We start from the raw sequence: 17,460 nt of genomic DNA on the forward strand, positions 1-17,460 counted from the left end.
TCATTCCGCGAAGCTGCTGAGCGAAGGGGTCGCTTAGCCACGTTCAGAAAGGGTTAGGGATGGCCACTACTGATGTTGTGCCCCAGGAGTCGACCGGCCGACTGGGGCCAAAACGTGTCGTCAACGACATGAGTATCCAGGTTGCGACCGTAAATGGTTCGGGTTCGCAGAGTTCGAATAATGTTCTTCTGCGAAGTATTTTTCAGATGGGTGTACCGGTTTCCGGAAAGAACCTGTTTCCGTCGAACATCGCGGGACTTCCTACCTGGTTCACGATTCGCGCCAACAAACACGGTTACATCGCGCGCAAGAAAGAAATTGATTTTCTCGTTGCCATGAATCCGGAGACCGCGCAGGATGACGTCAAGTCGCTCGCGCCCGGAGCCAGCGTTCTGTTTGACGAACCCTTGGCACTTGATAAAGTCCGTACCGACCTCACGTTTTACTCCGTGCCTTATGACAAATTGGTCGCACCGGTCTGTCCGGAAGCGAAGCTCCGCAAACTCGTCAAGAACATGATTTATGTCGGCGTAGTTGCGCAGTTGCTCGCCATCGACATGGCCGAAGTGGAGAAGGCGCTCCGTCGTCAGTTTGCGAAAAAGGTCAAGGCAGCGAATCTTAATCTGGCAGCAGTGAAGGCCGGTTACGACTATGCGGCGGCGAATCTTACCAAGCAGGACCCGTTTGTCATTGAGAAATTAGACAAGACGCAAGGCAAGATCATCATCGACGGAAACTCAGCCGCGGCTCTGGGCTGCATGTTTGCTGGTTGCACCGTGGTGACGTGGTATCCGATTACTCCCTCGTCCTCGCTGGTCGAGACCATGATCGAGTACATGAAGGAACATCGCGTCGGTCCTGACGGCAAGGCGACCTTCGCGATCGTGCAGGCTGAAGATGAGTTGGCCGCGATCGGCATGGTGATTGGCGCCAGTTGGGCGGGAGCGCGCGCTATGACTGCGACCGCAGGCCCCGGCATTTCCCTGATGGCGGAGTTTACCGGACTGGCGTATTACGCCGAAGTGCCAGCAGTGATCTGGGACATCCAACGCGTTGGCCCGTCGACCGGTTTGCCGACGCGGACTTCGCAAGGAGACATTCTCTTCACCGCGTTTCTGGGTCATGGCGACACCAAGCACATCATGCTGTTGCCGGCGTCTCCTGCGGAATGTTTCACGATGGCGCACGACGCGTTTGATCTCGCGGAGCAATTTCAGACGCCGGTGTTCGTCATGTCAGACCTTGATTTGGGAATGAACAACTGGATGGCGGATCCATTTGAATATCCCGACAAGCCGATCCAGCGCGGCAAAGTGCTGAGCAAGGAAGAACTCGATAAATTGGGCGGCTTCGCCCGCTATAAAGACGTGGACGGCGACGGCATCCCGTATCGCACCCTGCCGGGCACGGATCATCCCGCCGCCGCGTACTTCACGCGAGGCAGCGGCCACAATGAAAAGGCACAGTACACCGAGCGTCCTGATGATTTCGAAATGAACATGGAGCGTATCGATAAGAAGTTTGAAACCGCCCGCTCCTTTGTGCCTCGGGCCGAAATGGTGGCAAACGGCAAGTCGAAAATCGGGATCATCGCGTACGGGACAACACATTGGGCAATTACCGAATGCCGCGATCAGTTGCGCAACGAATTCAAGGTTGAGACTGATTACATGCGGTTGCGGTCCTTCCCGTTCACCCGGGAAGTGCACGACTTCATCGAGCGGCACGACCGGGTTTACGTTGTCGAACAGAATCGCGACGCGCAGATGGCGACCTTGCTCAAGCTCGACATCAAACCTGAGTTGACGCCTCGGTTGCGGTCAATTTGCCACATCCACGGACTGCCGATCGACGCTCGCTCCGTAACTGACGAACTCATGACGATGGAGGGGAAGTAATGGCAACCACACCCACCAGCACGCCTGCACCAAAAGTAAACCGGATCGGCCTGCAAGTTCTCGACTACCGTGGCGGCAAGACCACGCTGTGCGCCGGTTGCGGCCACAACGCGATTTCCGAACGCATCATCGATGCCATGTACGAGATGGGCATCAAGCCGGAGCATTTGGCAAAGTTCAGCGGCATCGGGTGTTCTTCGAAGACGCCCGCGTACTTCATGAGCCGCTCGTTCAGTTTTAACTCGGTCCACGGACGCATGCCCTCGGTAGCGACCGGAGCGTTGCTCGCGAACAAGAATCTGCTTGCGCTCGGCGTTACCGGCGACGGCGACACCGTTTCCATCGGCGCCGGACAGTTCGTTCACCTGATGCGGCGCAATCTGCCGATTATTTACATCATCGAAAACAACGGCTGCTACGGCCTCACCAAGGGCCAGTTCTCGGCCACTGCTGATCTTGGATCAACGTTGAAGAGTGGAATTTCAAACGATCTGCCTCCCGTCGACACCTGCGCGATGGCGATCCAACTCGGTGCGACGTTTGTCGGACGTTCATTCTCCGGCGACAAGAAGCAGTTGCACGCGATGCTGAAGGCGGCGATTGCCCATCGCGGCACGGTGATGCTCGACGTGATTTCACCGTGCGTGACGTTCAACGATCACGAGGGTTCGACGAAGTCTTACAAATATGTTTTGGAACATGAAGAACGGCTGCACGAGTTGGATTTCGTGCCTTCGTTCGAGAACATCAGCGTTGACTACGATCCGGGCACGGCTTTCGAGGTGCAGATGCACGATGGTTCGCATCTCCGGCTGCGGAAACTGGAAGAGGACTACAACCCCACCGACAAAGTGGCTGCCGTTAGCCGTCTGATGGAGTCGCAGCAAAAAGGCGAAGTCTTGACCGGAGTCTTCTACCTCAATGCCAAGGCTCCGTCGTTCATCGATATGCTAAACGTTGCGGACCAACCCTTGGCAACGCTGCCAGAGAGCGTTGTCCGTCCGAGCAGGGCAGTGCTCGAACAATGCATGGACGAGTTGCGCTAGACGGCTCTTAGATAGTTTTTGTAGAGACGCGGCTTGCCGCGTCTCCTTCTTGCGGAAGCATGGCCGCTACGAACAGAGACGAGGCAAGCCTCGTCTCTACATCTGGCACTGTGGTCTGGGTGCCGATCAATCTTCCGGAGGCTTGCCGGCTTCCCGGCGTAGTTCCTGCCACATCTCGACGACGCGAGCCTTCAAGTCTGATGTGAGCTTTTCATACGCTGCTTCGCTGGCCTCGCTTACCGGCGGCGGGACAATCGGCTTCCCAAAGACCAGACTTAGATTCTTGAACTTCGGCCACTTCTGGTGTCGTGGCCAGGCGTCATAAAATCCTTCGATCGCGACTGGAATAATCGGCGCCTGCTCGTGGATCGAGAGAATCGCCGCACCTTTGCGAAAGACTCTGGGCTTGCCGGTATCGGAGCGCTCGCCTTCTGGATACAGCACCAGGATGCGTCGCTGGCGCAGTCCGTAGGCTCCTGCGCGCATTGCGGGGACGAGGTTGGCGTCGGGATCGAGCACAACGACCCGAATCCAGCGCGCCAGCCTGCGCATGAATCCTTTACCAAAAATATCGCTCGTGCCCAGCGCGAACGTCTGGCGGAACAAACGCCAGGGCAGCAGAGACGCCATCACGACCGGATCGATGTAGCTTTGGTGATTCGAACACAGCAGATACGGACCCTTCTCGGGCAGATTCTCTATCCCTTTGGCTTTCAAGTGGAAGAGGTCGAGCCACAGTAGTTGGAGAAACCGGCCCAGCATGAAAAAGAAAATCTCCGCCACCCATTGGGGGCGTGCCAGGCTGAGCACTTCGGAGTCGGTAACGGGTTCGGCGAGGATGGTCGACCATGCCGGTGCGGCCGCTTTTGTGCTGCCTTCGCCTCGTCTTGCACTCGCAAGCACTGCATCCACAAGATCACGGACACTGTAGATTTCCGCCAGTTGCGCTTCGGGGACATCTCCACCGAGTCGCTGCTCGAGTGCCGTGAGCAGTTCGACGCGCTGCATGGAATCGAGTCCGAGATCGAGTTCCAGATTGTGAGTTGGCATGATCGCCGAGAGCTTGTTACGCGCCGACTCCCGAACGACGTCGAGCGCCTGCTTCACGTCATCGCGTTCCAACCAAGTGCGATCTTCTTCGGCGAGCGGCTTTTCCGTCCCTACTTCTGACTCGCCGGGGCCGCCCTTGGCTTGCAGATCCCGCACTTTCTTTTCGATCTGGAAACGTTTCAGTTTGCGAGTCGTCGTGCGCGGAAGATCGTCCTGCCAGATTTCGTAACCGCCTAGCCGCTTGGTGGAGGCGATCTTGTGCGACAGGGCTTCGATATCGAATCGAATGACTTCTTTTGAGTTCACGACTTTGCGCTCGCGCAGCACTTCGAAATTCGGTACGATCACCGCATAAAGACGCTCGGAAGTCGGATCGTCCGGGCGCGCTTCGAGCGCCATCACGCACATCTCTTTGATGAACGGCGACTTCAGATAGTGAGCCTCGATCTCCTCGGGATAGACATTCTTCCCGTTAGCAAGCACGATTACTTCTTTGCCCCGTCCGGTGATAAAAAGATTTCCACTCGCATCGAGGTATCCGAGGTCTCCGGTATGCAACCAGCCGTCGCGCAAAACTTCGGCGGTCGCGTCTGCACGATTCCAGTAGCCCTTCATGACGATCGGCCCGCGAAGCGCGATTTCACCGACCGGTATGGCGCCTTTCTCCATTGGTTGCGGGTCGATGATCTTAACTTCCACGGTGGGAAAGGGCGGCCCGACTGAGCCAATGACAACTTTGCCGGGACGATTGACGAAGGCCCCGCCAGTCGTTTCCGTCAGGCCGTAGGCATTCAGCAAATCGATTCCAAAATCCTGGAAGTCACGCCAGATTGCGGCATCGAAACGCGACCCGCCGGTGACCAGATAGCGCATGCGCTTGCCGAAAGTGGCGTGAATCTTGCCGAAGAAGAGTCTTCCGGCATTGATGCCGACGGATCGCAGCAGGTGGTTGATTCCCATCAGCGTGCGCACCAACCGGACCGTCATTTTCCCGCGCTTGTTGAGTTCCTTGAAGATCTTTTCGTGAATCAGATAGAAGAATTGCGGCACCACGCAAAATGCGGTGATCCCGCGCTCTTGCAGGGCGCGGAGCAGCTCTGTCGTATTCAGGGTTTCCAGGTATACGACGCGCGCGCCATTGAAGAGGGGAAGAAATAGATTTGCCATCTGCGCCAGCACATGGAACATGGGCAGGATTCCAAGCAGCGCGTCGTCGGTCCCAATGTGGACCACTTGCAGGACGGCATTCGCTTCCCCCACCAGGTTTCCATGCGTCAGCATTACGCCCTTGGGATCGGCGGTGGTCCCCGAGGTGTAAAGCAAAGCCGCGAGATCGCCTTCCTGGGCGACAACAGGCGTAAATCCCCGCGAACCGGCGGCGAAGATCGAATCCAGATCAGCCACCGGCTTGGCACCGCCGGGGGCGCCTGCGGAAGTTTGCTCGCTGGCTGGCGACGTCATGACGATGCCGACCGGCAATTCCTTGACCGCCTCTTGAGCCACCGCCAAATGCTTGTCGTCGCAGAGGAGCATCGTCGCTCCGCTGTCCTTCAACAGTTTCGCCACTTGGTCGGCGTGGAAGGCGGTATCGAGCGGCACAGCGGTGCGCCCCGCGCAGATGATGCCGAGGTAGGCCGCCACCCATCGCGGATGGTTCGCCGCCAGAATCGCCACCCGGGCATCCCTTTCAACCCGACCGGCCAACCACGAGCCGACGCTTTCCGCGATCTGCTCAAGTTCAGTGAAAGTCAGGCTTTCGATCTTGTCTTGTCGCTGAATTTCGAGGGCGATCTTGTTTGGGAACTTGCTGGCTGACTCTTGGAAACGCTCGTAAAAGGTAGGCATGGGTCGGCGAAATGATACAGGGACGGGGAGGCCAGGTGAAACAACTTCGACTCACCCTCATAAGACCTGTTGCTGTGTGCACTATTGTCGTGTACACTGAAATAGTGAAAAAAAACATTACACTGAGCGCAGATGAGCAGGCGATCGAGCGCGCCCGTGAAGTTGCGCGCAGTGAGCATAAGACTCTGAACGACGCGTTTCGAGAATGGTTGATTCAGTATGGCTCGCGGCGGGTCAGCACCGCAGAAATTGAAGAACTCTACCGCAGCCTGCGGCACGTAAATGCTGGCCGCAAATTCACCCGTGATGAGATGAATGAGCGATAGATATTTTCTCGACACCAACATCATCGTCTACTCGTTCGACACGGCTGATCCGCGAAAGGCATTGACCGCTCAGAAACTGGTCACTCGGGCCGCGACCTCGGGACTGGGCACGATTAGTTCCCAGGTTGTGCAGGAATTTATGAATGTCGGTTTGCGCAAGTTCAAGGCGACCATGACGGCCGTGGAACTGGAACGATATTTTTTGCGAGTCCTCTTGCCCATGATGCGGATCCAGTCTTCGGCCTCGTTATTCATGGAAGCACTCCAAATGCAGGCGTCAAATCAACTTGCTTGGTACGACTCGCTTATTGTGGTGGCAGCCCTGCAAGATGACTGCAAGATTCTTTACACAGAAGACTTGCAGCATGGCCGTCGCTTCGGCGACCTCATCGTCCAAAACCCCTTTCTATAGTTTCGGATAGAGCCCGTTCCCAAACCTCGCGCATCTAATATGCTAGGCTTTAAGTCATAGACTTAGGACGAGTGTCCGGCAAAGGAATTCGCTTTTGATTAACGCCCTGTTAGGTAAGGTTTTCGGGACCAGGAACGAGCGCGAAGTGAAGCGCATGTTGCCGCGCGTCCAGGCCATCAACGAGCTCGAACCGGAGATCAAAAAGCTCTCAGATGAACAGCTGCGCGCCAAGACCGAAGAGTTCCGCGCCCGCATCAAGGAGCGGATCGACCACATTGCCGACGAGCCGGACGCTGATCCCGACCGTCAGAAGCAGATTGAAACCGACCGCAATCTGGTGATCAAAGACGTTCTGGACGGATTGCTCGTGGAAGCTTTTGCCGTCGTCCGCGAAGCTGGATGGCGCGTGCTGAACATGCGCCATTTTGACGTGCAGTTAATCGGCGGAATGGTTCTGCACGAAGGCAAGATCGCCGAAATGAAAACCGGCGAAGGCAAGACGCTGGTCGCAACCCTGCCGGTTTATCTCAACGCCCTCGCGGGACGCGGTGTCCACGTTGTCACTGTCAACGACTACCTGGCCAAGCGCGACTCTGAATGGATGGGCAAGCTCTACAAGTTTTTGGGACTGAGCGTTGGCGTCATCGTTCACGAACTCGATGACCAGGAACGGAAGGAAGCCTACAGCGCCGATGTCACCTACGGAACGAACAACGAATTTGGATTCGACTATCTCCGCGACAACATGAAGTTCGACCTGCGCGACTGCGTGCAGCGTGTACACAATTTCGCAATTGTCGACGAAGTCGATTCCATCCTGATTGACGAGGCGCGTACTCCGCTGATCATCTCCGGCGCCAGTGAGGAATCGACCGACAAGTACTACAAAGTGAACCGGATTATCCCCAAGCTTGAAAAAGGCGAGGAAGAAGACACCGCTCCCGGCGAGCCGAAGGTCCTTACCGGCGACTTCGTGGTCGACGAGAAACACCGCAACATTACAGTCACGGAAGAAGGCTGGGAAAAAGTTGAAAAGCTGCTGGGTATCGGGAACATTGCCGATCCCGAGAACTGGGCGCTCAAGCATCACGTGGAAACGGCCATCAAGGCGCATGCCATTTATCGCAAGGACGTTGACTACGTCGTGAAAGACGGAGAAGTCATCATCGTCGACGAATTTACGGGACGCCTTATGCCCGGACGCCGGTGGTCCGATGGCCTGCACCAGTCGATCGAGGCAAAGGAGAACGTCAAGATCGAGCGCGAGAACCAGACCCTCGCGACGATTACCTTCCAGAATTATTTCCGCATGTACAACAAGCTGGCGGGCATGACCGGTACAGCGGAAACCGAAGCGCCGGAATTCGACAAGATCTACCGGCTTGAAGTCAGCGTCATTCCAACGAATCGTCAGTTGTTGCGCATTGAGAATGCAGACATTGTCTACCGCACTGAGAAAGAGAAATATTTCGCGGCAGCCGACGAAATCCAGCGGCTGCACGAAACCGGACAGCCCGTGCTGGTCGGCACGACGTCCATCGAGAAGTCCGAGCGTCTATCGGACATGCTCAAGAAGAAGGGCATTAAGCACGTCGTTCTGAACGCGAAGTATCACGAACGCGAAGCGGAAATCGTCGCGCAAGCCGGACGCAAGGGCATGGTCACGATCGCGACCAACATGGCGGGCCGCGGTACCGATATTCTGCTGGGCGGTAATCCGGAATTCATGGCCAAGCAGGAATGCGTGAAGAAGGGAATTGCCCAGCCCCTCCGTGCCGCGCAAGGCAAGGTCGGCGCCGATGCAGACGACTCCAACCGCACGCTTTGGTATTACGCCGGCAACGAGTACGCGGTCCCGACTGATCAGTGGACAGAGACTCTGGCGCGCTACGAGGCCGATACCAAGCAGGACCATAAAGACGTCACCAATGTGGGCGGATTGCATATCCTTGGCACCGAGCGCCACGAAGCGCGCCGTATCGACCATCAGCTTCGCGGGCGTGCGGGCCGCCAGGGCGATCCCGGGTCGTCGCGCTTCTACCTCTCCCTCGAAGACGACCTGATGCGCATCTTCGCCAAGGAGTGGGTATCCAACTTGCTGCAGCGGCTCGGCATGGAAGAAGGCGTGCCGATTGAGTCGCGCATGATTACGCGCCGGATTGAAGCTGCGCAGAAAGCGGTTGAAGGCCAGAACTTCGAATCCCGCAAACACCTGCTCGAATACGACGACGTCATGAACAAGCAGCGCGTGGCGGTCTATGGACTGCGCCGCCGCCTGCTCGAAGGACTCGACCAGAAAGATCTGATCATCGAAGACTACGTTTCCGGCATGCTCGGCGATTTGCTCGAACAATACTGTCCGACAAAATCCCATGAGGAAGACTTCGACTTAAAGGGATTGAAGGATGCAGTCATCGCAAGGTTCGGCGTCGACATCTATGCAGAAGGCTTGAAGCCAGAGGAGATGAGCCGCCAGGAATTGGGCGATGCGATCTTCGAAAAACTGAAAGAACGGTACGATGCAAAAGAAAAGCTGATCGGCCCCGAAGCCATGCGTTACCACGAGCGCACCATCATGCTTAGCGTGATCGACACGCAGTGGAAGGACCATCTCCTTAGCATGGACCACCTCAAGGAAGGCATCGGCCTGCGCGGATACGGGCAGCATGATCCGCTGGTCGAATACAAGAAAGAATCCTTCGACATGTTCGAGGAGATGATGCAGCGCTTCCAGGAAGAGACGGTCCGAATTCTCTACCTGATGCAAATCCTGGAACGCCCGCCCGATTCTGGCGACGCACTCGGTCACGGACCAGATGGGCCGTCCGGCGAGGGTCCGGACGCTGGCGTGCCGTCACTGATCACCGGTGGTCGCGGCGGAAATGGCCGTCCGCCTCGCCAGATTGCAACTTCAGTGGACGATATCGAAGAAGCATTCCAGCGCAAAAAGAAGCGCGAACTCGACCAGGCTCGCATGGCTGGTTCCGGCGATATGCAAACCGTGCAGCAGATCGTTCGCTCCGGAGACAAGGTCGGCCGCAACGATCCATGTCCATGCGGCAGTGGCAAGAAATACAAGAAGTGCCACGGCTGATGAGAGTGTGGGCGGGCACTCTTGTCCGCCTGCCGTTTTTGATTGAATCCCTGGAAGTCTCCAAAAAATTGGAGTGGGTCGCTCCTCGCATTCTTGCGTTTCTTTCTGCACGCGCAGGACTACAATATTAGTAGTGGTTCGCGAGGAGGTGTTGCATGATTGCCCTTCGCCTTGTCCGTCTTATTGAAACTCATTCCGATCAACTTGCTGAAAGTCTCCTTCACAAATTAGAACGGTCCAGCCGGGTGGCGGATCTCCGCAGGATTCCGGGGCGTGAAATCCGGGAGCGGGCTTCCGAGGTGTATCGCAACCTCAGCGACTGGCTTCTCACCAAAACCGACGACGATATCGAGCGCATTTACAAACCTCTCGGCCGGCGTCGCGCTGAGCAAAGAGTGCCGTTGAGTGCGCTCTGCTGGGCGCTCATCATGACCGAAGAAAATCTCTGGGACTTCCTGGAGATGGAAGGCATGAGCGAGAAGCCGCTCGAAATTCTCGGCGGATTCGAACTGCTCCGGTTGATGGACCAGTTCTTCGACCAGGCCGTTTATTTCGCGACCATCGGATACGAAAGCTACTGGCAGGAACACGAGTTGGATCAAGTCGCTTCGTCGCGTTCCGCATGAGGATTGGGAACTCGATTTAGTTTGGCTCGCTAATGTTGGCCAGCCTCTGCTCTTTAGCGGCGCTTGCGCGCAGGGATTTTCACGCCCACCGCCCGGAAGGTCATCTCATTAGCGGTGCTGCGAGTGTTGCGCTTCCATTCAAAAAACATCGGAGCATACGTCTGCGTGATGTAATCGGTGCGCGCAATTTCCAAGGCCTTCGCGGTTCGGTCAATCCATCGTGCCGGGCCTTCGATCTCGCCGAAGTTGCCGATCGGAGTCTGATCCACGACGACGTGCCCCGTCCCATCGCTCCATTCGGCGCGATATTTCTCGTAGCGGAAAGTTGGCAGGTAGCCCAGTGCCAGGAGAATGCTTTCCATCTGCTTGCCGTTGTCGACGACCGTTTCGCGCTCGGCGCGGACTTTGTGACGTCCATCAATGCTTTTCGCTTTGTGGGTAACGGTCCATTTCGTTCCGTATTGACGCAGTCGGAGCATGTCGCCTCGCTTGCGTAACTTCTGTCCGGGAAGATCAAACAGTGTGTTCATCTCGTGCGTAGAGGGCGTGATCTGTTTGAAGCCCGAGCGCTTCAGTCCGCGAGTGAGCGCCTGCTCATCGGAAACGCGGAATTTGATTTCGACTTCCTTGGCCATTGGGAAATACTAAACTGCCGCGAGAGGTACGGCTGCGGGGAAGCCACAAAATCGATGATCGCGTACTGGACTGCAAAAGTACGATGAGGGCATAACGAGGGCTATCAGATGTCCTGATCGAGTTTCTCCGCGATTTCTGGATTCGTGGTTGGATCGAGTTCTGTCTGTCGAGATCGGCGGTGAAACCAGCTCATGTGCGGCAATTCGCGTTCGACTTTGCGTCGGGAGGCAATCAGTTCCGCCGCGATCGAAACTGCAATCTCGTCAGGAGTAATGGCCCCGATATCGAGCCCCACGGGAGCGTGTACGCGCTCGAACAATTCCGCCGCCAGCCCCTCTTGCTGAAGTTCCTTGAATATCGTGATGATCTTGCGTTTCGATCCGATCATTCCGATGTAGCGTGCTGGGGTCTTTACGGCCCAACGGAGCACGCGCATGTCATCGCGATGTCCCCGGGTGACAATCACGATGTAGGCCAATTCGCTGATCTGGAGGCGGGCCATGACCTGGTCGAAGTCCTCGGCAATCACTTCCTGCGCTTCAGGCAACCGCTCGCGGCTCGCGTAGGCCTCGCGGTCATCCACCATTGTGACGTCAAACCCAGCCAGATGCGCAACTTTACAAAGGCTTGTTCCAACGTGGCCTGCGCCGAATACATAAAGTTCTGCTGGAGGCAGGATTGGTTCGATAAAAATCTCCAGCGTGCCGCCGCAAACCAGGCCAGTGTCGTTCTTGGGATCCTGATTCAGATCAAAATTGAGCGTCCGAGGTTTCTCCGACTCCATCACCTCGCGAGCCGCCTGCCAGACTTCCGCTTCGACGCAACCTCCGCCAATTGTGCCCACGATCGAGCCATCGTCCCGCACCAGCATCTTGGCCGTCTTGAAAGAGGGAATCGATCCGCGCACATTGACGATGGTTGCGACCGCGCCGCGCAAGCCACTCCGGCGGAGACGCACGATTTCTTCGTAGATATCCACAGAGTGATTATGGGACGGCGATCGCGATAGGTCAATTGCAGCGGGTACCATCCGCATTGGGTGAGAATTTGTCGGCCGCTGTGCTAGCTTAAAAGGTTCGAGGAGCGCCTGCCATGAAAGCCGTCCGCATCCATCAATTTGGTGGACCTGAAGTACTCACCTACGAAGACGTTCCCGACCCCAAGCCTCGGAAAGATCAGGTGCTGGTCCGCGTCCGGGCCTGCGCGATGAACCATCTCGACCTGTTTGTGCGGACGGGACTGCCTGGCGTGAACCTGCCGCACATTCTCGGCAGCGATATTGCGGGAGAGATCGTTGAAGTGGGCGAATATGTGTCCCGGATCAAGCCGGGACAGCGTGTGATCGTGGCCCCGCTTCATTTCTGCAATCACTGTCCGAAATGCGTCGCCGGATTACAGAATCAGTGTCGTGAATTCACTGTACGGGGCAACGCCATCGACGGTGGCAATTGCGAATTGATCGCGGTGCCGGGAGTGAGTGTTGTTTCCATACCCGACGGACTCGATTTCAACCAGGCAGCCAGTGTTCCGCTCGTGTTTCTGACCGCCTGGCACATGCTGGTCGGACGCGGTGCTCTCCGTCCCGGCCAGACCGTGCTGATTCTGGGCGCGAATTCAGGCGTCGGCATTGCCGCGATCCAGATCGCAAAAATGTTTCACGCCACTGTCATCACCACCGCGGGGGACGAGCGCAAGATGGCTGCGGCACTCGAATTGGGTGCCGATCACGTGATCAATCACTACCAGCAGAAGATCTCGCAGGAGGTACGTAAGATTACGAACTTCGCCGGTGTAGACATTGTCATCGAGCACGTGGGTGCCGCCACCTGGGATGAAAGTGTGAAGTCATTGAAATCCGGTGGGACGCTCGTGACTTGCGGGGCCACAACCGGACCGAACGCGGCAGTGGATCTGCGGTTCCTGTTCTCGCGGCAACTGTCGTTATTAGGCTCGTATATGGGGACCATGAGCGAACTTCACGAAGTGCTCGGCCACGTATTTGCGGGAAGACTCAAGCCCGTAATCGACCACATCTTCCCGCTGAAAGACATCCGGATCGCCCACGAGTACCTGGAAAAAAGCCAGATGTTCGGCAAAATCGTGTTGAACCCGTAGTTCGGCGCATGACGAGGAGCTGCCGTGAGCTTTGACGCAGAAAACGCTCTTGAGCGATCCCTAATGAAGGCAGCCAACGATCCAGCATTCGCACCGCAGTTCTATACGGATTTCGCTCAAGCCGACGTCTTCATTATTCAGCACGGCAAGCAGCATTCCGAGAAAGCGGAGAGCACGATAATGGAGGCGGGCGAGACAATTCAGATTCAGAACATCGAATACAACGGCAGACCGCACATACCGGTCTTTTCGTCCCTTACTAGATTACGAGCTACGTTGGACAATGAAGTGGCCTACCTGGGAATGAATGCGCTTGAATTGTTGAATCTCACAAAGGGTTCCCCGCTCTTTCTCAATCCCGGTTCCGACTACGGAAAGGAAATAACGGCGAAGGAGGCATCGTCGATTCTTGATGGCTCAATCTGGCAGCCAACCGAACGGTTTGTTGCGCAGAAAAAAACGGAAATCATGATCGGACAACCGGCGAACTATCCCACTGAACTTGTGGCGGCCCTCACCCGCTTTTTCAAGAGAAAGAAGCAAGTAGAACGAGCATGGCTGGCCCACTTTCTCAATCCAGAAAGAGACAAGACTGCTCACACCCTGGTCGCCATCGAAACCTCTGGTGGCTACGATGAGATCGCAGCAGAGGTCGGTATCGTGGCAAGCAACGTCTATATGCCCGACCCACCCCTCGACCTCACACCAATCACTGGACGGAGTGGAGGAATCGAAGACTATTTCCTGAAAAATGCTGAGCCTTTCTACGAGCGTCGCTTCATGGGTCTGTTCTGAATACGAATGCTGCTCTAGCCTAAATTCACCCTCGTGCCGCAATCTCTATGGCCAAAAAGTCCTCTTAAGTTAGAATATCTCTATGGCGCGAGAGATCAATTACGGCCCCTACGTCGATATCGAAAACGGCAAGAAGATCGTCAAGGAACTGACTTTCGGTGATGCGGTACCGGAAGGCATTGTCCTGACAACACTCGATTCGGCGATCAACTGGATGCGCAAGAATTCGATCTGGCCGATGACGTTCGGTCTGGCGTGCTGCGCGATCGAGATGATGTCGATGGGTGCGTCGCGATTTGATATCGCTCGCTTTGGCGCGGAAGTGTTTCGCCCGTCTCCTCGCCAGTCTGACCTGATGATTATTGCCGGACGCGTCTCCAACAAAATGGCCCCCGTGATCCGCCAGCTCTGGGAGCAGATGCCCGAGCCGAAGTGGGTGATCTCGATGGGAGCGTGCGCGACGTCCGGCGGCGTGTTCAACAACTACGCGCTGGTGCAGAGCGTGAACCAGGTTATCCCAGTCGACATCTATGTACCAGGATGCCCTCCGCGCCCGGAGCAACTCATCTACGCCATCACTTTGCTGCAGCAGAAAATCATGACAGAGCGTGGCACGATTAAGAAGGCTCTGAATCTTGTGCCTGCAGGCGAGTAAGGCTCGATAGCCGCTATCTCCTCGTTGCGAGCTGCCGTTCCGGCGGCGTCATCTGATTCCATACTGCGCTCAGATCTTTTTCCAGGATCGAATTGTTCGGATCCGCCTGCAGCGCCAGCGCAAACCATCGATAGGAGCTTGGCAAGTCGCGAGAGACGCAGTGTCCGGTCGCGTACATCGTCCCCATTGTGCTCCGGGCTTTGGCGTGCTGCTTGTCTGATGCCATTTTCAAAAACTTGAGAGCGTTGCCACAGTCCTCGGTGCCGTTGCGTCCGTAGAGATAAGCTTCGCCGCGGCGGAACAGTGCATCCCCGGTATCGACTGCCGGGGCGGGCTTGGGAGCAGGTATCCGCGTCGCACTGACCTCGTGGCGGGCAGGTGTCGGAACCGGAGTTTGCGCCTTCTGTACATTGTTCGACTCTGGTTCCACGGCTTGCTTTGCTTCAGGCGGCGCAGGGTCTTCGACAGGCTTCGCCGCCGGAGCGGCACTTGTCGTCTCCGGTGTCGGTTCGGGTACGGCTGCCGGTGGCGCTTCCTTTGCGGCGCTCTTTTCTGCCGGTTTTGGAGCAGGATCTTCGGGCGGATTGTTGGCAGCGGCCTGACTGGAGGGCACTGCTGCGACGGGCTTACGGCCGTCCGTGACGTTGATGTAGTTTTTGTAAGTCCACCAGCCCGCTCCGGCGAGTGCAGCAAGCAGGACAACCGTCAGCAGGATCTGCTTGCCCCCGCTCTTCGACTCTTCCGGGCTTCCGTACGATGCGAGCCCAGAAAAAGCCCGGTCGCGAAAATCATCCACATTGCCGGATTGCCGCAACTCAGTTTGATCAAGCCCCAGCAGGGAAGGCCCTCCGATGGGAGGAGCGGGAGCGGTGGGCACATTTCGGGGAGGCATCGGCGGAGCCGCTTGTTGCACTACCGGCTGCTGAACCGCAGGTGGAGGCGCGACAGGGTGGATTGCCTGGGGCGGATTCTCAGCAGGGCGCACAGGCGGAGCCGAAGCCGTTGCCCGGCGAGCGGGTTCGAGGATCGTCCCGCACATCCCACAAAAAAGAAAATTGCTTGAATTGACCTCACCGCATTTCGGACAAACCACTGGGCGTTCTCCACATTCCTTACTAGAGTGTAACTCTGAAACGCAACCTGACAGCGGAAAGATGCCGCGCCTGCTGGCCGCGTTGTCTGGCGCACACGCAAGGTTGCAGAACAGAACGTCAATTTCATATTAGAATTCCACGACTCGTGCAACCCATGGCCAAGTCTCCCAAGAAGGGTGCTCCGATAGCGAAGTCGTTCTCAGCGCCACTGGAGCGCATGAGTTCGGGTCTGAACTGGGTCATCGCGCGCTTACCATTCGATGCCACCACAGTGTGGGGCAGCCGGGGACGGCTCAAAGTGAAAGGCGACATCAACGGTTTTGCCTTCCGGACATCCCTCTTTCCCACTCGCGAAGGCAGGCACTTTCTTCTGATCAACAAACGCATGCAGAAGGGATCACACGCGGTGGCCGGTACGGTGGCGCGTTTCCATTTGGAGCCCGATACCGAAGAGCGCACAGTTGCCATCCCAGCGGAGTTGAAGCGGATTCTCTCTGAGGACCGATCCGTGCTGCGGTGGTTCGACCAGCTGAATTACTCGACGCGCAAATGGGTCACCGACTGGATCACCGACGTCAAGAGTTCAGAGGCGCGCGTGCGACGCTCGGAGCAGGTAGCCGAGCAGTTGTTGTCTACGATGGAGGCGGAGCGTGAACTCCCACCCATGCTGCAACTCGCGTTCGCAAGGAACCCTCGGGCGCGGGAAGGCTGGAATCAGATGTCCGACTCGGCTCGCCGCGGACAGCTGCTGGCGATTTTCTATTACCGCACGCCAGAATCACGTGCGCGCCGCCTCGCAAAAGTAATCGATGGAGCCGCCGCGGTTGCCGAGAGGAAGTCCTCCAAACAATGACGTCGACAGAACATTTGGGTAAGAAGCTTCTCTATCTTTCGCGGGCCGAGGTGGCGACGGCCGGCCTCACCATGGCCGAGATCATTGCCGCCCTGGAAACCATGTTTCGCGAGAAGGGCGAAGGCCGGGTTGAGATGCCGCCGAAGATCGGCATTCATCCTGCACCGGACGCATTCATCCACGCCATGCCCGCCGCGATCCCTGCGCAAAAGGCTGCCGGCCTCAAATGGGTCGGCGGGTATCCCGAAAACAGCAAACGCGGATTGCCCTACATCACAGGTGTGCTCGTTCTCAACGACTACGACACGGGTATCCCGATCGCGCTGATGGACGCCACATGGATCACCGCTCAGCGTACCGGAGCGGCCACGGCGATCTCGGCAAAATATCTTGCGAGGCCGGACTCAGCAACGGTGGGGATTCTCGGATGCGGCGTGCAGGGTCGTAGCAACCTGGAAGCATTGAAGGTCTTGTTCCCACTGAAGAAGGTATTTGCGTTCGATACCCATGCCGATCGCGCGGAATGCTACGCGAAGGAATTGTCCTCTCAATTGCAGATTGAAATCATTCCCGTAACCGAACCGCAACAAGCGGTCGTCCATAGCGATATCGTCGTCACCGCTGGACCGATCCTGCGCAAGCCGCACGCTACGATTCAGCGCGGTTGGTTGCGCGAAGGCGCGTTCGCTTCCCTGGTGGACTTCGATTCCTACTGGCATCCTACGGCTCTGCACGCAGTGGATAAATTTTGCACCGACGATGTTCCGCAACTCCATCACTATCGCGACATTGGATATTTTCAGGACATTCCGGCCATCCACGCCGATCTTGGGGAGCTAGTGACGGGGCGAAAGGTCGGCCGTGAAAAGCCCGAGGAGCGCACGATCGCCTGTAATCTTGGGCTAGCGTTGGACGATATCGCGACTGCACCACTTATTTATCAGCGCGCGTTGAAGCAGGAAATTGGGACTTGGTTACCGCTGTAGAAGAGCACATTACCGGTTCGTTGCAATCT

General features: G+C 56.8%; 15 protein-coding genes. 11 read left to right on the forward strand and 4 right to left on the reverse strand.

Annotated elements, in window-relative coordinates; all coding sequences use genetic code 11:
* The first annotated feature begins 59 nt into the window (after positions 1-59).
* Together HY010_08705 and HY010_08710 are read left to right on the forward strand one after the other, a co-directional pair.
* Positions 60-1,898 (forward strand): 2-oxoacid:acceptor oxidoreductase subunit alpha, encoded by a 1,839-nt coding sequence (locus HY010_08705; protein MBI3475799.1) that lies wholly within the window; start codon positions 60-62, stop codon positions 1,896-1,898.
* Positions 1,898-2,944 (forward strand): 2-oxoacid:ferredoxin oxidoreductase subunit beta, encoded by a 1,047-nt coding sequence (locus HY010_08710; protein ID MBI3475800.1) that lies wholly within the window; start codon positions 1,898-1,900, stop codon positions 2,942-2,944. The genes HY010_08705 and HY010_08710 overlap by 1 nt, the downstream gene beginning before the upstream one ends.
* A gap of 126 nt (positions 2,945-3,070) precedes the next feature.
* Here HY010_08710 and HY010_08715 read toward each other — a convergent pair whose 3' ends face one another.
* Positions 3,071-5,839: an AMP-binding protein gene (locus HY010_08715; protein MBI3475801.1), complete on the reverse strand. Its 2,769-nt coding sequence runs from the start codon at positions 5,837-5,839 to the stop codon at positions 3,071-3,073.
* A gap of 104 nt (positions 5,840-5,943) precedes the next feature.
* Between HY010_08715 and HY010_08720 the strand changes: the two genes are divergently transcribed.
* From HY010_08720 to HY010_08735, 4 genes are all read left to right on the forward strand, one after another.
* Entirely contained in the window at positions 5,944-6,165 is a 222-nt protein-coding gene (locus HY010_08720; protein MBI3475802.1) for a hypothetical protein, read from the forward strand.
* Positions 6,155-6,577 (forward strand): PIN domain-containing protein, encoded by a 423-nt coding sequence (locus tag HY010_08725; protein MBI3475803.1) that lies wholly within the window; start codon positions 6,155-6,157, stop codon positions 6,575-6,577. The genes HY010_08720 and HY010_08725 overlap by 11 nt, the downstream gene beginning before the upstream one ends.
* A 94-nt stretch (positions 6,578-6,671) precedes the next feature.
* Positions 6,672-9,671, forward strand: a complete 3,000-nt coding sequence (gene secA, locus HY010_08730; protein ID MBI3475804.1) for a preprotein translocase subunit SecA — start codon at positions 6,672-6,674, stop codon at positions 9,669-9,671.
* Between the two features lie 155 nt (positions 9,672-9,826).
* Entirely contained in the window at positions 9,827-10,297 is a 471-nt protein-coding gene (locus tag HY010_08735; GenBank protein ID MBI3475805.1) for a hypothetical protein, read from the forward strand.
* 53 nt (positions 10,298-10,350) lie between these two features.
* On the opposite strand, the gene HY010_08740 is transcribed toward HY010_08735, so the two are convergent.
* Positions 10,351-10,932 carry a class IV adenylate cyclase gene (locus tag HY010_08740; protein MBI3475806.1) on the reverse strand — a complete coding sequence of 194 codons (582 nt, stop codon included), beginning with the start codon at positions 10,930-10,932 and terminating at the stop codon, positions 10,351-10,353.
* Positions 10,933-11,036: 104 nt separating this feature from the next.
* Positions 11,037-11,912: an XdhC family protein gene (locus HY010_08745; protein ID MBI3475807.1), complete on the reverse strand. Its 876-nt coding sequence runs from the start codon at positions 11,910-11,912 to the stop codon at positions 11,037-11,039.
* Between the two features lie 113 nt (positions 11,913-12,025).
* On the opposite strand from HY010_08745, the gene HY010_08750 reads away from it, so the two are divergent.
* The 3 genes from HY010_08750 (at position 12,026) to HY010_08760 (ending at position 14,498) form a co-directional block, all read left to right on the forward strand.
* Positions 12,026-13,048 (forward strand): zinc-binding dehydrogenase, encoded by a 1,023-nt coding sequence (locus HY010_08750; protein ID MBI3475808.1) that lies wholly within the window; start codon positions 12,026-12,028, stop codon positions 13,046-13,048.
* Between the two features lie 24 nt (positions 13,049-13,072).
* Positions 13,073-13,843, forward strand: coding sequence for an enhanced serine sensitivity protein SseB C-terminal domain-containing protein (locus HY010_08755; GenBank protein MBI3475809.1), 771 nt, complete (start codon positions 13,073-13,075; stop codon positions 13,841-13,843).
* Positions 13,844-13,925: 82 nt separating this feature from the next.
* Positions 13,926-14,498, forward strand: a complete 573-nt coding sequence (locus tag HY010_08760; GenBank protein ID MBI3475810.1) for an NADH-quinone oxidoreductase subunit B — start codon at positions 13,926-13,928, stop codon at positions 14,496-14,498.
* Positions 14,499-14,511: 13 nt separating this feature from the next.
* Here the strand turns inward: HY010_08760 and HY010_08765 are convergent, their stop codons facing one another.
* Positions 14,512-15,390, reverse strand: coding sequence for a hypothetical protein (locus HY010_08765; protein MBI3475811.1), 879 nt, complete (start codon positions 15,388-15,390; stop codon positions 14,512-14,514).
* A 356-nt stretch (positions 15,391-15,746) separates the two neighbouring features.
* Here HY010_08765 and HY010_08770 point away from each other — a divergent pair, with 356 nt between their 5' ends.
* Both HY010_08770 and HY010_08775 read left to right on the forward strand, forming a co-directional pair.
* The gene (locus HY010_08770; GenBank protein MBI3475812.1) at positions 15,747-16,445 is read left to right on the forward strand and encodes a DUF1905 domain-containing protein; all 699 of its coding nucleotides are present in this window, start codon (positions 15,747-15,749) and stop codon (positions 16,443-16,445) included.
* Positions 16,442-17,431, forward strand: coding sequence for an ornithine cyclodeaminase family protein (locus tag HY010_08775; GenBank protein MBI3475813.1), 990 nt, complete (start codon positions 16,442-16,444; stop codon positions 17,429-17,431). The genes HY010_08770 and HY010_08775 overlap by 4 nt, the downstream gene beginning before the upstream one ends.
* Positions 17,432-17,460: the final 29 nt, after the last annotated feature.

Source organism: Acidobacteriota bacterium, assembly GCA_016196065.1.
Classification (GTDB): domain Bacteria; phylum Acidobacteriota; class Terriglobia; order Terriglobales; family Acidobacteriaceae; genus Acidiflorens.